Source organism: Frigoribacterium endophyticum (assembly GCF_011759585.1).
Taxonomy (GTDB): Bacteria; Actinomycetota; Actinomycetes; order Actinomycetales; family Microbacteriaceae; genus Frigoribacterium; species Frigoribacterium endophyticum.
Genome location: NZ_JAAOYV010000002.1, coordinates 1,368,902 through 1,383,161, shown reverse-complemented (window position 1 = coordinate 1,383,161; position 14,260 = coordinate 1,368,902). Strand labels below are relative to the sequence as shown.

Sequence of the window (14,260 nt, the reverse complement as noted above, 5' to 3'; positions counted from 1 at the left end):
CGGCAGGATCGGGAGGCGCGGGGCCCGCCCCCGAGGAGGCGCGGGTCGGGTCGAGCGAGGAGGCGCGGTTCGGGTCGGCGGGCGACTGCGGAGCCGGTCTCGGCGGGACGTGACCCGGCCGGGGGCGAGACCGACCAGTCGACCGGGCCCGCGACTCCGAATCCCTGCCCATGACGACGACAGTCAGCGCGACCCGTGAGGCCGTCACCACCGCACCGGTCGACCGGGCGTTCGACATCGGCACTCCCCTGACGCCCGTGGGGTTCTACCCCCGGTCGGGCCCGCTGCCGGGCGTCGTCGCCGTGCACGACCAGACGGGCGGCTGGGGCACGCCCGGCCAGACGCGTCGGCTGCAGCTGTCGGACGGCGGCTCGGTCACCGAGACGATCGTCGAGGTCGACCCGCCCGGCACCGGGCCGGCCGACCGCGTCGGGGCGTTCACGTACGAGCTGAGCGACTTCCGCGGGCCGCTGCGGCTGCTCGTCCGCAGCGGGCGGGCGGAGTGGTGGTACAGCGCCGGAGGAGCGAGCGACGGGTCGACCCGTGGCCGCGGCACGCGCATCTCGTGGCGCTACACGTTCCGGGCGCGGCGGGGGGCCGGGCTCGTGGTGCGGCTGATCGTGGGGCTGCTCTGGGGGCCGTACATGGCGAGGGTGCTGCGCGGCATCGCGCACGAGCTCGACCGCCGCGGCTGAGGGCGCCCGGCGGCCCTTCGCAGGAGCGCGGCCGTGACGACGGGCGAGTCCGAGCCGGACGGGCACTCGTGACCGCCCGCCCGGGTCGCTCTCGCCCGCACTCCCGCCCTCACTGTCGGCACGGGGTGCCGATCGCAGCTCCCCGAGTCCGGCCCCGGCTCCGCGCCTCATCGCGCCGCCCGGGAACCACGGTCCAGGATCGCCGATCCACTCCAGAGTGGAACATCAGACCCTTCGCATCTCGCACCCCCGCCCTGCTCCTCCACTCCAGAGTGGATCGAGCTTCCTCGGCCGGCCGCTCCGACCCTCACCCCACCCACCCCCAACCCCCGCACCCCCGCACCCCCGCACCCCCGCGCAGCGCAACTTCCTGAAGTCGGCTTGACTTAAACCGAACGGGGGCTTTAGCTCAGCTGTGCCCCTCCGATGGGGGAGGGGCGAGCCTACGAAGGAGTAGACATGCGATCACTGACGCACGGTGCCGGCCGCAGGGGCCGGGCACTCGGCGTGACGGCGGGAGGGGCGCTCGTCGCCTCGCTCGCCCTGGCCGCGACGCCGGCACCCGCCGTCCTCGCCGCCGACCCGGCCGCCGGCCCGGGGGCAGCAGCTGCTGCTCAGCCGACCCTCGAGTCCCGCTCGACCGAGATCATCACCGTCGACGGGCTGCAGTTCCGCGACCTCGACCGCAGCGGCGACCTCACTCCCTACGAGGACTGGCGGCTCACCGCCGACGAGCGCGCCTCCGACCTCGTCGCCCGCCTCGACCTCGACCAGCGCGCCGGGCTGCTGATGCACGCGAGCCTCACCGGCCGCGGCACGTACGACCGCGCCGCCTTCGACCCGCTGCTGCGCGACCGCCACATCTCGACCTACATCTCGCGCCTCAGCATCGGTGCGGGCGCCCTCGCCGAGCAGCACAACCAGCTGCAGGAGGCCGCCGAGGCGGAGCCCTTCGGCATCCCGCTCAAGATCAGCACCGACCCCCGCAACGGCTTCAGCGTCACCGAGGGCCAGACGGTCTCGAACGCCGACTTCACGCCCTTCCCCGACGCGATCGGCATGGGCGCCGTGGGCGACCCCGCCGCGACGCTCGCGATGGGCGAGATCATCGGTGACGAGTACCGCGCCGTCGGCATCACCGAGGCGCTCTCGCCCCAGGCCGACCTCAGCACCGAGCCGCGCTGGACCCGCCAGAACGGCACCTTCGGCTCCGTCGGCGAGACCGTGAAGGACCACGTCGGCGCCTACGTCGAGGGCCTCCAGGGCGGCACCGACGGCATCACCGACGAGGGCGTCGCCACGGTCGTCAAGCACTGGGTCGGCTACGGCGCCCAGGTCGACGGCTACGACAGCCACTACTACTACGGCCGCTACGCGGCCTTCCCCGGCGGCGACTTCGCCGAGCACGTCGTGCCCTACGAGGGCGCGTTCGACGTCGACGCGGCGGGCATCATGCCGACGTACTCCATCCTCAAGGACCTCGAGGTCGTCCCCGGCCAGGGCCCGATCGAGCAGGTCGGCGCCGGCCACAACGAGTTCCTGCTGCAGGACCTGCTGCGCGGCACGTACGGCTTCGACGGCGTCGTGACGAGCGACTGGGGCATCGCCAACGACTGCCCGCAGGCGTGCCTCGACAACCGTCCCCCCGCCTCCTTCGTGGGCCCCTGGGGCGCCGGCATGCCGTGGGGCGTCGAGGGCCTGAGCCTCCCGGCGCGCTACGCCAGCGCCATCAACGCGGGCGTCGACATCATCGGCGGCAGCGACAAGCCGCAGTACATCGTCGAGGCCGTCCAGACCGGGCTGCTCAGCGACGAGCGCGTCTCCGAGGCCGCCCAGCGCGTGCTCTCGCAGAAGTTCCAGCTGGGCCTCTTCGAGGACCCGTACGTCGACCCGGCCGCCGCCGACGAGATCGTCGGGAGCGCCGCCTCCCGTGCGGTCGCCCTCGACGACCAGGCCCGGTCGCTGACGCTGCTGTCGAACGACGTCGTGCCCGCGACCGGCGCCGCGGCCCTGCCGCTCGGCGACGCCGAGGGCGCCGTCGCGCCCGGCACGACCGCGTACCTCTCCGGGGTCTCCGCCGAGGCCGCGACCGCGGCCGGCCTGACGCCCGTCGCGACCCCCGAGGAGGCGGACGTCGCCATCGTGCGCCTCACCGACCCGCGCGGCGGCGACGACCTCACCGACCTCGACTTCACCGGCACCGAGGCCGACTTCCAGGCCCTGCAGGCGGCGCACGCCGCCGGCGCCCTGACGATCGCCGTGCCGCAGCTGTCGCGCCCGCTCGTGCTGGGGAACGTCGTGGAGTCGAGCGACGCCGTCCTGGGTGCGTACGGCGTCTCGGACGAGGCCCTGCTCGCCGTGGTCACGGGCGCCGCCGAGCCCGAGGGGCGCCTGCCCTTCGAGCTGCCCTCGTCGATGGCCGAGGTCGACGCGCAGCTGCCCGACGTGCCGAACGACACGGCGACGCCGCTCTTCGCCTACGGCTTCGGCCTCAACTACGGCGACGCGGGCGGGGAGCCCACGCCCGGCCCCGGCGAGCCCGGCACCCCCGGGACGCCCGGCGGCCCCGGCACGCCCGCTCCGTCGCCCTCGCCCGCGCCCGGCACGGGGACGACCGTCCCGGTGCCCGACGCGCAGCTGACCGAGGCCGCCCGCGGCTCCGTGTCGGTGCCGGCGACGGCCCAGCGCGGCCAGCGCATCACGGTCGACCTCGGCGCCGCCGGGGCCGGGCGTGAGGTGGCCGTCTGGCTGCACTCGGAGCCCGTCGTGCTGGCCCGGGCCACGGCCTCGGTCGACGGGAGCGTGCAGGTGACCATCCCGGCCGGCACGACGCTCGGCACGCACCGCGTCGTGGTGCAGGCCGCCGACGGATCGCTGTACGGCTGGGACGACCTCCGCGTCGTCTCGGGAGCGACCGCCGCCGACGGCACCCCGCTCGCCTTCACCGGCAGCGACGCCCTGCCCGGCATCGTCGGAGGAGCGCTGCTCGTGCTGCTCGGCCTCGCACTCGTCGTGATCCGCCGCCGCAGGGCTGCCGGAGGCGCGAGCTAGGCACCCGGGGCCGCCTCCGGCCCCAGCTCACCACCGCCGACGCCGGCCGCTGCCCTCGGGCACGGTCGGCGTCGGTCGTCTGCGGGGGGAGGGGGCCGCGGCTACGGCTCCGGCTCCGGCTCCGGCTCCGGAAGTACGGTCTGGAATCGCTGATCCACTCCAGAGTGGAGGACGACGCCCGCGCAGGACCCGACCGGCACCCGCTCCTCCACCCCAGAGTCGATCGGCTTTTCTGGACCGTCACTTCTTCTCTGCCGGGGCGGGGCGCCGTCACGACCCGCGACTCCCGCGTCCCGGCCGCGCAGCGGCGCACGGCACACGGCGCACAGCCCTCAGAGCGAGCGGCGCACCGCCTCGACGAGCAGCCCGAAGTCGTCGGTCATGTGCGACCGGGCGCCCGTCAGCTGCTGGAACTGCAGCCCGTCCATCACGGCCAGCAGCACGCGGGCGAGCCCGTCGAGGTCGTCGTCCGACCACGCACCGCCCTCCGTGCGCAGCGACCGGAGGTGCGCCGCGAGCGAGGCCGAGATGCCGTCGTACCGCTCGGCCATGCGGTCGCGCAGCGGGTGCCCGGGCGACACGCTCTCGCCGAGCAGCACCGAGAAGAGCCGCGACCACCCCGGGTCGGAGGCGTTCAGCGCCACGAGCTGCTCGAGCGCCTCGAGGTGGTCCGCCCCCTCGCGCCCGGCCTCGACGATCGAGCGGCCCCGCTCGCTGCCGTCGGCGAGGACGGCCTCGAGCACGTCCTCCTTCGTGGCGAAGTGGTAGAGCAGCCCGGCGTGGGTGACCTCGGCGCGGGCGGCGATCGCGGCCATCGTCGCTCCGCGGAAGCCGACCTCGGCGAACACGGCGCGGGCTCCGTCGAGGATGTCCTTCCGACGGCGCACGCCGCGGCTGTTCGGCACGGGCCCGGGTGCGGTGGTCACGAGGCCACGGTAGGGGACGCGCCCGTGCAGGCACTGCAGCTTCTCAGGAGGCTGGGGGCTGCCTGCGAGCAGGCTGACAGCGCCTCCGACCTACTGTCGAGGAGCAGAACACCCGCCCTTCCCCGTCCGCGCGCCCGCACGGACGTCGACCCGCACCCTGCCCGAGACCCGCGGAGCACCCCGTGAACATCACCCTGACCACCTGGCTCATCACGATCGGCGTCACGATCGCCTTCTTCGTCTACGAGTTCTTCACCCACGTGCGCAAGCCGCACGAGCCCACGATCGGCGAGTCCGCCCGCTGGTCGGCCTTCTACATCGGCCTCGCGCTGCTGTTCGGCGTCGGCATCGGGTTCACGAGCGGCTGGGGCTACGGCGGCGAGTACTTCGCGGGCTACCTCACGGAGAAGGCGCTGTCGATCGACAACCTCTTCGTCTTCCTGCTGATCATGACCGGCTTCGCCGTGCCGCGCATCTACCAGCAGAAGGTGCTGATGATCGGCATCGTCATCGCGCTCATCATGCGCGCCGGCTTCATCGCCGCGGGCGCCGCGCTGATCGAGAACTTCTCCTGGGTCTTCTACATCTTCGGCGCCCTGCTCTTCGTGCTGGCGTACCAGCAGATCAAGGGCAGCCACGGCGGCAACGCGGCCGACAACGCCTTCGTCAAGATCGCCCGGCGGGTGCTGCCGGTGCACGACGAGTTCGCCGGCGACAAGTTCACGACCAAGATCGACGGCAAGCGCTTCGTCACCCCGCTGCTGCTCTGCGTCATCGCGATCGGCTTCGTCGACCTGGTCTTCGCGCTCGACTCGATCCCGGCCATCTACGGCCTGACCGAGGAGCCCTACATCGTCTTCACCGCGAACGCCTTCGCGCTGATGGGCCTCCGCCAGCTGTTCTTCCTCATCGGCGGCCTGCTCGAGCGCCTCGTCTACCTGTCGCAGGGCCTCGCGGTCATCCTCGCCTTCATCGGCCTCAAGCTCGTCTTCCACGCGCTGCACGTCAACGAGGTGCCTTTCATCAACGGCGGCGAGCCGCTGCTCTGGGTGCCCGAGATCCCGATCTGGTTCTCGCTGCTCTTCATCGGCCTGACGATCGCCGTCGCCACCGTCGCGAGCCTCGCCAAGACCCGTGGCGACGCCGAGAAGGCGAAGCGCGAGCGCGTCGAGGGCGAGCCCATCACCCACGCGCACGACGACCACGCCGACGGAGGCGCCGGCCGCCACTGACGTCGCGGCGGTGCGCATCCGCACCGCACGCACGCACCGCACGCACCCCCGGGAGGCGCGGGTCGGCCCAGGCCGGCACCGTGCCTCCCGCACGTGGTCCCGCGGGCCCGCCCCGCGCCTCCCGCACCCCGCCCCGCGCCTCCCGCACCCCGTCCCGCGGGCCCGCCCCGCGCCTCCCGCACGGCGCCCGACCGGACCGCCGCGGGCCGGCGCTGACAGGCTGGTCGCATGCCCTCCCCCGACGACGCCCGGCGCCGTGACCTCGACCTCGACGACCTGCTGCGCCGCGTGCGCGGGACGACCGGTGGCGAGGTCGACGACAGCATCCCGCAGCTGGCCGACGCCGACCCCGACCTGCTCGGAGTCGCCCTCGCCCTGCCCGACGGCAGGGTGCGCACCGCGGGCGACGCGGGCGCCTCGTTCTCGGTGCAGTCGGCGGTCAAGCCGTTCCTGTTCGCGCTGGCCCTCGCCGACACCGGCGGCGACGCCCTCGACCGGGTGGGCATCGAGCCGACCGGCGAGGCCTTCGACGCGCTCGAGCTCGAGGCGGGCACGGGCCGCCCGCCGAACCCGATGGTCAACGCGGGGGCCCTGCTCACCGCCGCCCTCGTCGACGGCGGCGACGCCGACGGGCGTGCCGCGCGCATCCTCCGAGGCCTCAGCGCCTTCGCGGGGCGCGACCTCGAGGTCGACGAGGACGTGAGCCGCTCCGAGCAGCTGCTCGGCGACCGGAACCACGCGCTCGCGCACCTGATGCGCTCCGAGGGCACGCTGCACGTCACCGCCGACGACGCCGTCGAGGCCTACGCCCGCTCGTGCGCGGTGCTGGTCGACGCCGGGTGCCTCGCCGTGATGGGCGCGACGCTCGCGCTCGGCGGGCGCAACCCCGTGACCGGCGTGCAGGTCGTCGACGCCGCCGTCGCCCGTGACGTGGTGTCGGTGATGGCGACGTGCGGCGTCTACGACGGGTCGGGGCGGTGGATGCGCGAGGTCGGCGTGCCCGCCAAGTCCAGCGTCTCGGGAGCGATCGTGCTCTCAGCTCCCCGCGTGCTCGGGGCCGCGGTCGTCAGCCCGCCCCTCGACGGGCAGGGCACGAGCGTGCGCGGGGCCGCCGCGAGCGCGGCGCTGAGCCGGGAGCTCGGGCTGCACGCGTTCGCGTCGTAGGGCGCGGCGCGGCGGCGCGACGCGATGCGGCACGGCGGCGGCGAGTGGTCACGAACTGCTCGTCGGGGGCCCCGGGAGCAGCAGATCGCGACCACTCGGCCCCGACCGGCTCAGCCCAGCTCAGCTCAGCGCTTGCCGCGCCCCGCGATCACCGACGCCACGGCGAGCGCCGTCGCGGCGGCCGCCGTCGCGAGCAGGGTGACGACGGCGCCCGTGCGGGCGAGCTCCGACGTGCGGTCGACGGGCAGGCGCCCGGCGACGAAGTCGTCGACCAGCTGGCCGAGGGCCGCGCGGCACTCGCGCTCGGCGGTGGGGTCGTCGAGGCGCCAGCCGGCGAGGTCGGCCCCGCCGAGCACCATCAGGTCGCGGGCGTCGACGGCGCACCAGAGGTCGACCGGGCGACGACGGACGCCGGCCACCTGCACGCGTGACTGCCAGCCGGCGACGCGACCCGCGCCTCCCGGCTGCGGGGCCGCGACGTAGCTGTGGGTGACGCGCACGCGCCCTCCGTGGCGGGCGGCCGCGTCGTCGAGGCTCTCGCGCACCCGGTCGACGACGGCGGGGCGAGCGGGCTCGGACACGGAGGTGAGGTCTCGGTCGGATCGCATCACGCCATGGTGCGCCCTCTCGCCCGGGAGCGCCACCCCGGGGAGGCGCGGGCCGGGCCCCCGAGGGAGGCGCAGGTCGAGCCGGGCAGGGAAGCCCGAGCCGTCGAGACACCTGCGCCCCGTATCATCGGCCCGCCCCCGACCCCGACCCGACCCTGGAGACCACCATGACCGACGCCGCCGACTCCCCCGCCACCACTGCGCGCCCCGCCGTGCTCTTCGTCTGCGTGCACAACGCCGGTCGCTCGCAGATGGCCGCCGGCTGGCTGCGGCACCTCGCGGGCGACCGCGTCGAGGTGCTCTCGGCCGGCAGCGAGCCGAAGGACCAGATCAACCCCGTGGCCGTCGCCGCCATGGCCGAGGTCGGGGTCGACATCGCCGGGGCGCAGCCGAAGGTGCTGACGACCGAGGCGGTGCGCGACAGCGACGTCGTCGTGACGATGGGCTGCGGCGACGCGTGCCCGGTCTTCCCGGGCAAGCGCTACGAGGACTGGGAGCTCACCGACCCGGCCGGCCGTGGCCTCGACGAGGTGCGTCCGATCCGCGACGACATCCGTCGACGCGTCGAGCAGCTCGTCGCGGAGATCGCCCCCGCCTGACCCGCCCCGCCGCGCGCGCCGAGTGGTGACGGTCTGCTCCTCCCGAGCCCGGGGAGCAGCAGTTCGCGACCACTCGGCGCCGCCGCACGCCGCCGCACCAGGCGCGGCCCGGGCCCCGCTCATGGCCACCGGACGCACCCGGGCTGTGAACCTGCCGGGCAGACAGGCCCCGCGACTCCGCCCGGCCTAGCGTCCAGGACAGCCGACGTCCGTCGGCACCCACTTCACGAAGGAGACGTCATGTCGCTCGGAGACAAGGCAAAGGACGCAGTTCAGAAGGTCGCCGGACACGCCGAGGAGGCCGTCGGCAAGAAGACCGACGACGCCGAGCTCACGCACCAGGGCCAGAAGGACCAGGCCATGAGCGAGGCGCGCATGGACACCGAGAAGGCCAAGGACGCGACGGACCACTAGTCCCGCTCCCCCGGTGCTCGCGCACCGGATGCCCGGAGGGCCCGGCGTCGTCGCAGACGCCGGGCCCTCCGCCGTGCCGGGCGCGCCCGGCGTACCGCCGAGTGGTCGCGATCTGCGCTTCCGCGCCCGCGTGAGCAGCACATCGTGACCACTCGGCCCTGCGGGGCCGGACCCCGCCACGCCTCCTGGCCCGCGACTCCTACCCCCGGTCGCCCTGCGGGGCACCGGGCCGCGACGCCCACAGCTGCACCGCGAGCCCGACGGCGATGAAGCCGAGCATCAGCCCGCCCATCGCGACGGCCGTGCCGCCGAGGGCGCCGGCGAGTGGGGTGGCCGCGCCGCCGAGGCCGAACTGCAGGCCGCCGACCAGGGCCGCCGCCGTGCCGGGGGCCCGGTGCCCGAGCGCCTGCGTCAGCGTGATCGAGCCCGGGATCACCCAGCCCCACCCCGCCGTCACGAGCGCGAGCGCCGGCCAGATCAGCGCCGGCCCGGCCCCGGAGACGGCCCCGACGAGCACGAGCGCCGACCCGACGGTGCAGGTGGCGAGGCCGATCGTGAAGAGGCGGTCCTCGGCGAAGCGCCCGACGAGGCGGCGGAACACGAGGGTCGACGCGATCATGCACGACGCGTTCGAGGCGAAGACGAGCGTGTAGAGCCCCTCGCTGAACCCGTACTGCTGCTGGAAGACGAACGACGACGTCGAGATGTACGAGAAGAAGCCGATCGTCGCGGCGCAGCCGGTGACGAGGTACCAGCGGAAGCGCGGGATCCCGAGCAGCCCGCCCATGCGGCGCAGCGAGGCGCCGAGCGAGGCTCCGCCGGGGGGAGGCGCGGTGAGGGTCTCCGGCAGCTGTCGCCACGCCGCGACGGTCAGCCCGGTGCCCAGCACGGCGAGCAGCGCGAACGTGGCGCGCCACGACCCCGCCGCGAGCACGAGCCCGCCGATGAGCGGGGCGACGACGGGCCCGACCGAGTTGATCGCGGCGAGGGTCGCGAAGAGGCGGCTGCGGGCGACGCCGGTGGTCGAGTCGCCGACCATGGCGCGGGCGGCGACGCTGCCGGCGGCGCCGCCGAGGCCCTGCACGACACGGGCGAGCACGAGGGTGGTGGAGTCGGGGGCCAGGGCGCAGGCGAGGGAGGCGATGGCGAAGAGGGCGGTCCCGGCGAGGAGGACGCGCCTCCGGCCGGATCCGTCGCTGAGCGGCCCGACGACGATCTGGCCGACGGCGAACGCGACGAGGAAGGCGGTGAGGCTGAGCTGCACCTGCGCCGTCGAGGCGTCGAGGTCGGCCGCGATGGCCGGGAGGCCGGGGATGTACATGTCGGTCGCGAAGGGCGAGATGCCGACGATGAGGCCGATGGTGAGGACGGCGCCGCGGCGGGGCGCCCAGCGCGGGGCGGGGTCGCCGGCGGGGTCGCGAGGGTCGCCGGGGCCGGGCGGGCCGCCGGGGCGGGTGACGTCGTCGTCGCTCATCCGGGCCCACGGTAGTCGGGGCGGGCGCCTCCTGCCCCGCCGCGCACCCCGTCCTCGCACCGGCACCCCGCCGCGGCAGGGTGCCCGTGCGAGAACGGGGTGCCCGACCCGAGACGCACCACGTCTTTGCACGGGCTGCGCGGTGGTGACCGGTGCGGCCGGCCGGCCCGCGACTCCTACAGCTCGCGGACGTGGAGCAGCGCCCGCACCCCGAGCTCGCGGCGAGGGCGCGTCTCGCGGAGGCCGTCCACGACGAGGGCGGCGCCGAGCCAGCGGGCACCGCTCATCTCGACGAGGCGGCGGGAGGCGGCGGCCTGGGCGCCGGTCTCGATCCAGTCGTCGACGAAGAGGACGCGGTCGCCGGAGCTCAGCAGCGAGCGGCGGACGCCCAGCGTGAGGTGGCGGTCCTGGTAGTCGGGGGCGGTGGTGGTCAGCCACCAGGCGTCGCTGTCGGCGAGGGGGGCCGGATCTTTGCGGACCTCGACGAAGCCGACGCCGAGGGCGCGGGCGGTCAGCACGCCGAGCAGGCTCCCGCGGGACATCGGGCCGAGCACGACGGTCGGGGCGTCGTGGGTGCCGGGCGCTCCGGGGGCGCCGGGGGCTCCGTCGGCGCCGTGCAGCGCGGCGAGCGCCGAGCCGATCTCGGCGACGACGACCGGGTCGCGCCACCAGCCCGTGACATCGGCGCCGGAGGTCCAGTCGGTGCGGTCGCCCCGCCAGCGGAAGGAGTCGCGGAGTCGCTGCTGCAGGTCGGTCACGGTCGATCCTGGCACGGGCGGGGCGCCGGGCTCGCGTGACCCGGCCGGTGCTGCCCGCTGCGGCCTGCCCCCCGCCGCACACCCCGTCCTCGCACACGAACCCCGCCGCGGCGGGGTGCCGGTGCGAGAACGGGGTGCCCGACCCGAGAGGCACCACGTCGTCGCACGCGAACCACGCCGCGGCCTGGTTCGCGTGCGAGGACGTGGTTCTCCTGCGCGGGCCGACCCGCGACTCCCGCCGGCCAGCAGGTGCAGGTGCAGCGGCGAGGGGGGACGCGCGCTCCCTGCCGCCGTCCGGGCGGGAGGCGCAGGATCGACGGAGGCGCCGAGCGAGTCGGCGCCGCAGACGAGAGGGAGACCCATGGCGTTCGGAGCAGGAGAAGTGGTGCACGTGGTGCTGGTCGAGTGGGCGGAGTCCGCGGGGGCGGACACCGCCGAGCAGGCGAGCGCGCGGTCGACCGAGAAGCTCACGTCGATCGACGGCGTGCTCTCGGTGACGAGCGGCCCGAACATCGGCGACGAGGACCTGCAGGGCGGGTTCGACTGGATGCTCGCGGTGCACTTCCGCGACAAGGCGGCCCTCGACGGCTACCTGCCCGACCCCCAGCACGTCGAGGTCGCGACGTTCCTGCAGGAGTCCGCGGCCCGCATCGTCGTCTTCGACGTCGCCGCGTAGCCCGAGGCCCCGAGGAGGCGCGGGTCGAGACCCCGGCCAGGCTCACGCCGTGCAGCCGGTCACCCCGCCTCCCGGCCCCGCGCACCCGCGGGCCCCAGCCCCGGCGCCTCGCCACCATGCCGCCCGGCTCCTCCGGTGGCTCTGGATCGCGGGCTTCGCCGTCGGCACCACGACGCACGTGGCCGACCTCGGCGTCGGAGGAGCCGACGTCTACGCCGACTTCCACCCCGCTCTCCGGGCCTTCTGGGTCTCGCTCACGCTGTGGGACCCGCTCGTCATCGTGCTGCTGCTGCTCCGGCGACGCGCGGGGGTCGTGCTCGGGCTGGTCGTGATCCTCGTCGACATCGCCGTGAACTGGTCGGTGATCGCGGTGGTCGGCGGCATCCCGGTGTGGGGTGCGGTGAACCAGACGGCCTTCGCGGTCCTGCTGCTGGCCAGCGCGCGGCTGCTCGCCCGCTGCTTCGCGCCTGCGGCCGACCGCTAGCTCCCGCAGGCCCTGCGGCAGCCCGGCCAGCGCGACCGCGCATCGGCGCATCGGCACATCCGCACATCCGCGCATCCGCGCACCCGCGGAAACGAGACCGCACCGGTCACCCTCGCACTGGGGGTGACGACACCGTGAGAAAAGCTTAGATTCGGCGGACCGGTGCCGATCAGGGGCACCCTGTTGCGAAGGAGCAACACATGCGTTCTGTCCTGCGTTCGCGGACCGCGGCCATCGGCGTCACCGCCGGCCTCGTCCTCGGCTCGTCCGTCCTCCTGGCCTCACCAGCCTCCGCCGCTCCGGGCGACGCCTCGGCCCTCGGCGCCGGCGTCGCGCTGACCGGCACCGTCCCCGGCCTCGTCGCCCTCGATGCGACGGCGGCCGTCGGCCTCGTCACCGCCGGCACGGGCGGCGCGCCCGGTGCCTTCGACAGCCAGGGGTCGACCCTCGCGACGGTCCAGGGCGGGGAGGTGACCGTGGGCGCGGTCAGCACCCGCGCCTCCAGCACGACCACCGGCTCGTCGGCGTCGTCTGACGTCGCGGGCGCCGCCGTGTCGCTGCTCGGCATCGACGTGCTGACGGCCGACGCGGTCACGGCCGACGTGACCTGCCCGGTCGGCGGCGGCGGCACGACCGCGGACGCCGGCCTGGTCGGCCTCACCCTCTTCGGCACCGCGGCGACCCTCGACGCGACCACCCCGACCGTCTCGGCGAGCGCCGCGCTGGCGGGCGACCTGCTCGGTGCGACGCTGACCGTCGACGTCAGCCGCGTCGAGCAGGCCCGGTTCGGCAGCGCGACCGCCACGTCGATCGTCGCTGCCCTCACCCTCAGCGGCACCGTCGGTGACACGCAGATCGTCGACGTGCCGCTCGGCACGGTCACCCTCGCCTCGGCGGCGTGCGAGTCGCCGACCGCGGGCGCCGCCGCGCAGATCACGGCGACGGGCATCACGCCGGTCGTCGGCCCGACGAGCGGCGGCCAGGTCGTCACGATCACGGGCACCGGCTTCACGCCCGACACGACCGTGACGTTCGGCACGCTGCCGGCGGCCGCGGTGACCGTGGCCGCCGACGGCAACTCCCTCACGGCGACGACCCCCGCCTCCCCCGCGGGCCCGGTGACCGTCACGGTCACCGACCCGACGGCGGGCAGCGCCGAGCTCGCGTACACGTACGTCGCGCCGGCGATCACGGCGATCGACCCGACGCAGGGCCCGGCCGTCGGGGGCACGACGGTGACCCTGACGGGCACCGGCCTCGACACGATCACCGGCGTCACGTTCGACGGCACCCCCGGCACGGTCGTCTCGGTCTCGCCCGACGGCACGCAGGTCGTGGTGACCAGCCCGGCCGGCACCGGCGTCGCCGAGGTCGTCCTCACCGCCCCCGCGGGAGTGACGACGACCGCGCCGAGCCCCTTCGTCTACGTGAGCCCCGGCGGCCCCGCCGTCGTCTCGATCTCGCCGACGGCCGGCCCCACGGCGGGCGGCCAGACGGTGGTCGTCTCGGGCACCGGCCTCGCCGGCGTGACGGACGTGACCTTCGGCGGAGTCGCGGCGACGATCGTCGGGACCCCCACCGACACGCGCGTCACCGTGGTGACCCCGGCGGGAGTCGCGGGCCCGGTCGACGTCGTCCTGGACGGCGCTGACGGGGCCGCGGTGCTCGAGGACGGCTACACGTACCTCGCGGAGCCCGGCGCGGCCTCGGTCGACCCCGGCTCGGGCTCGACCACGGGCGGCGACACCGTCACGGTGATCGGCGGGCCGTTCGTGCCCGGAGCGACGACGGTGACGATCTGCGGGGTCACGATCCCGGCCACCGCGGTCACGGTCTCCGCTGACGGCACGCGCCTGACGTTCGTCACCCCGGCCTGCGTGGCCGGCGCCACGACGATCGTGGTGACGACGGCGGGAGGCGCGTCCGACGCGCTGCCGTTCACCTACGTCGCACCCGCCGCCATCGTCCCGGCCGGGGGCGACCGCGTCGCTCCCCGCCCCGTCGGCGGCACCCGCGCCTCCGGCCTGGCCTACACGGGCTCGGACGGCACCGGCGGCGTGCTGCTGGGCTCGGCGCTGATGCTGACGCTCGGCACGGCGCTGCTGGTCGGCGCCCGCCGCCGGGCCGCGCGCGACGGCGGCGCCGAGTGACGGCGGCGCCGTGACCGCAGCGCGCTGAC

At 75.3% G+C, this 14,260-nt stretch carries 13 protein-coding genes; 9 read left to right on the top strand and 4 right to left on the bottom strand.

Annotation, left to right across the window (positions count from 1 at the left end):
- Positions 1-170: 170 nt before the first annotated feature.
- Both FHR77_RS13930 and FHR77_RS13925 read left to right on the top strand, forming a co-directional pair.
- Entirely contained in the window at positions 171-695 is a 525-nt protein-coding gene (locus tag FHR77_RS13930; RefSeq protein ID WP_167261040.1) for an SRPBCC family protein, read from the top strand.
- Positions 696-1,154: 459 nt separating this feature from the next.
- A complete protein-coding gene (locus FHR77_RS13925) occupies positions 1,155-3,746 on the top strand; it encodes a glycoside hydrolase family 3 protein (RefSeq protein ID WP_208380835.1) in 2,592 nt (863 codons plus the stop codon).
- A gap of 332 nt (positions 3,747-4,078) precedes the next feature.
- Here the strand turns inward: FHR77_RS13925 and FHR77_RS13920 are convergent, their stop codons facing one another.
- Positions 4,079-4,672, bottom strand: a complete 594-nt coding sequence (locus tag FHR77_RS13920) for a TetR family transcriptional regulator (protein ID WP_167261038.1) — start codon at positions 4,670-4,672, stop codon at positions 4,079-4,081.
- 182 nt (positions 4,673-4,854) lie between these two features.
- Between FHR77_RS13920 and FHR77_RS13915 the strand changes: the two genes are divergently transcribed.
- Both FHR77_RS13915 and glsA read left to right on the top strand, forming a co-directional pair.
- On the top strand, positions 4,855-5,904 hold the full coding sequence (locus tag FHR77_RS13915) for a TerC/Alx family metal homeostasis membrane protein (RefSeq protein WP_167261036.1): 1,050 nt from the start codon (positions 4,855-4,857) through the stop codon (positions 5,902-5,904).
- 228 nt (positions 5,905-6,132) lie between these two features.
- Positions 6,133-7,068: a glutaminase A gene (glsA, locus tag FHR77_RS13910; protein WP_167261034.1), complete on the top strand. Its 936-nt coding sequence runs from the start codon at positions 6,133-6,135 to the stop codon at positions 7,066-7,068.
- Positions 7,069-7,193: 125 nt separating this feature from the next.
- On the opposite strand, the gene FHR77_RS13905 is transcribed toward glsA, so the two are convergent.
- The gene (locus FHR77_RS13905; RefSeq protein ID WP_167261032.1) at positions 7,194-7,676 is read right to left on the bottom strand and encodes a hypothetical protein; all 483 of its coding nucleotides are present in this window, start codon (positions 7,674-7,676) and stop codon (positions 7,194-7,196) included.
- Between the two features lie 167 nt (positions 7,677-7,843).
- Between FHR77_RS13905 and FHR77_RS13900 the strand changes: the two genes are divergently transcribed.
- On the top strand, positions 7,844-8,275 hold the full coding sequence (locus FHR77_RS13900; protein WP_167261030.1) for an arsenate reductase ArsC: 432 nt from the start codon (positions 7,844-7,846) through the stop codon (positions 8,273-8,275).
- Between the two features lie 240 nt (positions 8,276-8,515).
- On the top strand, positions 8,516-8,689 hold the full coding sequence (locus FHR77_RS13895; RefSeq protein ID WP_167261028.1) for a CsbD family protein: 174 nt from the start codon (positions 8,516-8,518) through the stop codon (positions 8,687-8,689).
- Positions 8,690-8,888: 199 nt separating this feature from the next.
- Here the strand turns inward: FHR77_RS13895 and FHR77_RS13890 are convergent, their stop codons facing one another.
- Together FHR77_RS13890 and FHR77_RS16185 are read right to left on the bottom strand one after the other, a co-directional pair.
- Positions 8,889-10,163 carry a multidrug effflux MFS transporter gene (locus tag FHR77_RS13890; RefSeq protein WP_167261026.1) on the bottom strand — a complete coding sequence of 425 codons (1,275 nt, stop codon included), beginning with the start codon at positions 10,161-10,163 and terminating at the stop codon, positions 8,889-8,891.
- Positions 10,164-10,339: 176 nt separating this feature from the next.
- Entirely contained in the window at positions 10,340-10,921 is a 582-nt protein-coding gene (locus tag FHR77_RS16185) for an adenine phosphoribosyltransferase (RefSeq protein WP_341777387.1), read from the bottom strand.
- Positions 10,922-11,282: 361 nt separating this feature from the next.
- On the opposite strand from FHR77_RS16185, the gene FHR77_RS13880 reads away from it, so the two are divergent.
- The 3 genes from FHR77_RS13880 (at position 11,283) to FHR77_RS13870 (ending at position 14,231) form a co-directional block, all read left to right on the top strand.
- Positions 11,283-11,597 (top strand): Dabb family protein, encoded by a 315-nt coding sequence (locus FHR77_RS13880; protein WP_082514660.1) that lies wholly within the window; start codon positions 11,283-11,285, stop codon positions 11,595-11,597.
- A gap of 49 nt (positions 11,598-11,646) precedes the next feature.
- Complete coding sequence (locus FHR77_RS13875) at positions 11,647-12,081, top strand: hypothetical protein (RefSeq protein ID WP_167261024.1); 435 nt, start codon at positions 11,647-11,649, stop codon at positions 12,079-12,081.
- 200 nt (positions 12,082-12,281) lie between these two features.
- The gene (locus FHR77_RS13870; protein ID WP_167261022.1) at positions 12,282-14,231 is read left to right on the top strand and encodes a beta strand repeat-containing protein; all 1,950 of its coding nucleotides are present in this window, start codon (positions 12,282-12,284) and stop codon (positions 14,229-14,231) included.
- Positions 14,232-14,260 lie beyond the last annotated feature (29 nt).

What these genes read in the sequence shown, in the direction of transcription:
- FHR77_RS13895 (WP_167261028.1), top strand. Translation starts at nt 8,516, where the DNA reads ATGTCGCTCGGAGACAAGGCAAAGGACGCAGTTCAGAAGGTCGCCGGA.
- FHR77_RS13890 (WP_167261026.1), bottom strand. Translation starts at nt 10,163, where the DNA reads ATGAGCGACGACGACGTCACCCGCCCCGGCGGCCCGCCCGGCCCCGGC.
- FHR77_RS13925 (WP_208380835.1), top strand. Translation starts at nt 1,155, where the DNA reads ATGCGATCACTGACGCACGGTGCCGGCCGCAGGGGCCGGGCACTCGGC.
- FHR77_RS13900 (WP_167261030.1), top strand. Translation starts at nt 7,844, where the DNA reads ATGACCGACGCCGCCGACTCCCCCGCCACCACTGCGCGCCCCGCCGTG.
- FHR77_RS13870 (WP_167261022.1), top strand. Translation starts at nt 12,282, where the DNA reads ATGCGTTCTGTCCTGCGTTCGCGGACCGCGGCCATCGGCGTCACCGCC.
- FHR77_RS13930 (WP_167261040.1), top strand. Translation starts at nt 171, where the DNA reads ATGACGACGACAGTCAGCGCGACCCGTGAGGCCGTCACCACCGCACCG.
- FHR77_RS13905 (WP_167261032.1), bottom strand. Translation starts at nt 7,676, where the DNA reads ATGCGATCCGACCGAGACCTCACCTCCGTGTCCGAGCCCGCTCGCCCC.
- glsA (WP_167261034.1), top strand. Translation starts at nt 6,133, where the DNA reads ATGCCCTCCCCCGACGACGCCCGGCGCCGTGACCTCGACCTCGACGAC.
- FHR77_RS13880 (WP_082514660.1), top strand. Translation starts at nt 11,283, where the DNA reads ATGGCGTTCGGAGCAGGAGAAGTGGTGCACGTGGTGCTGGTCGAGTGG.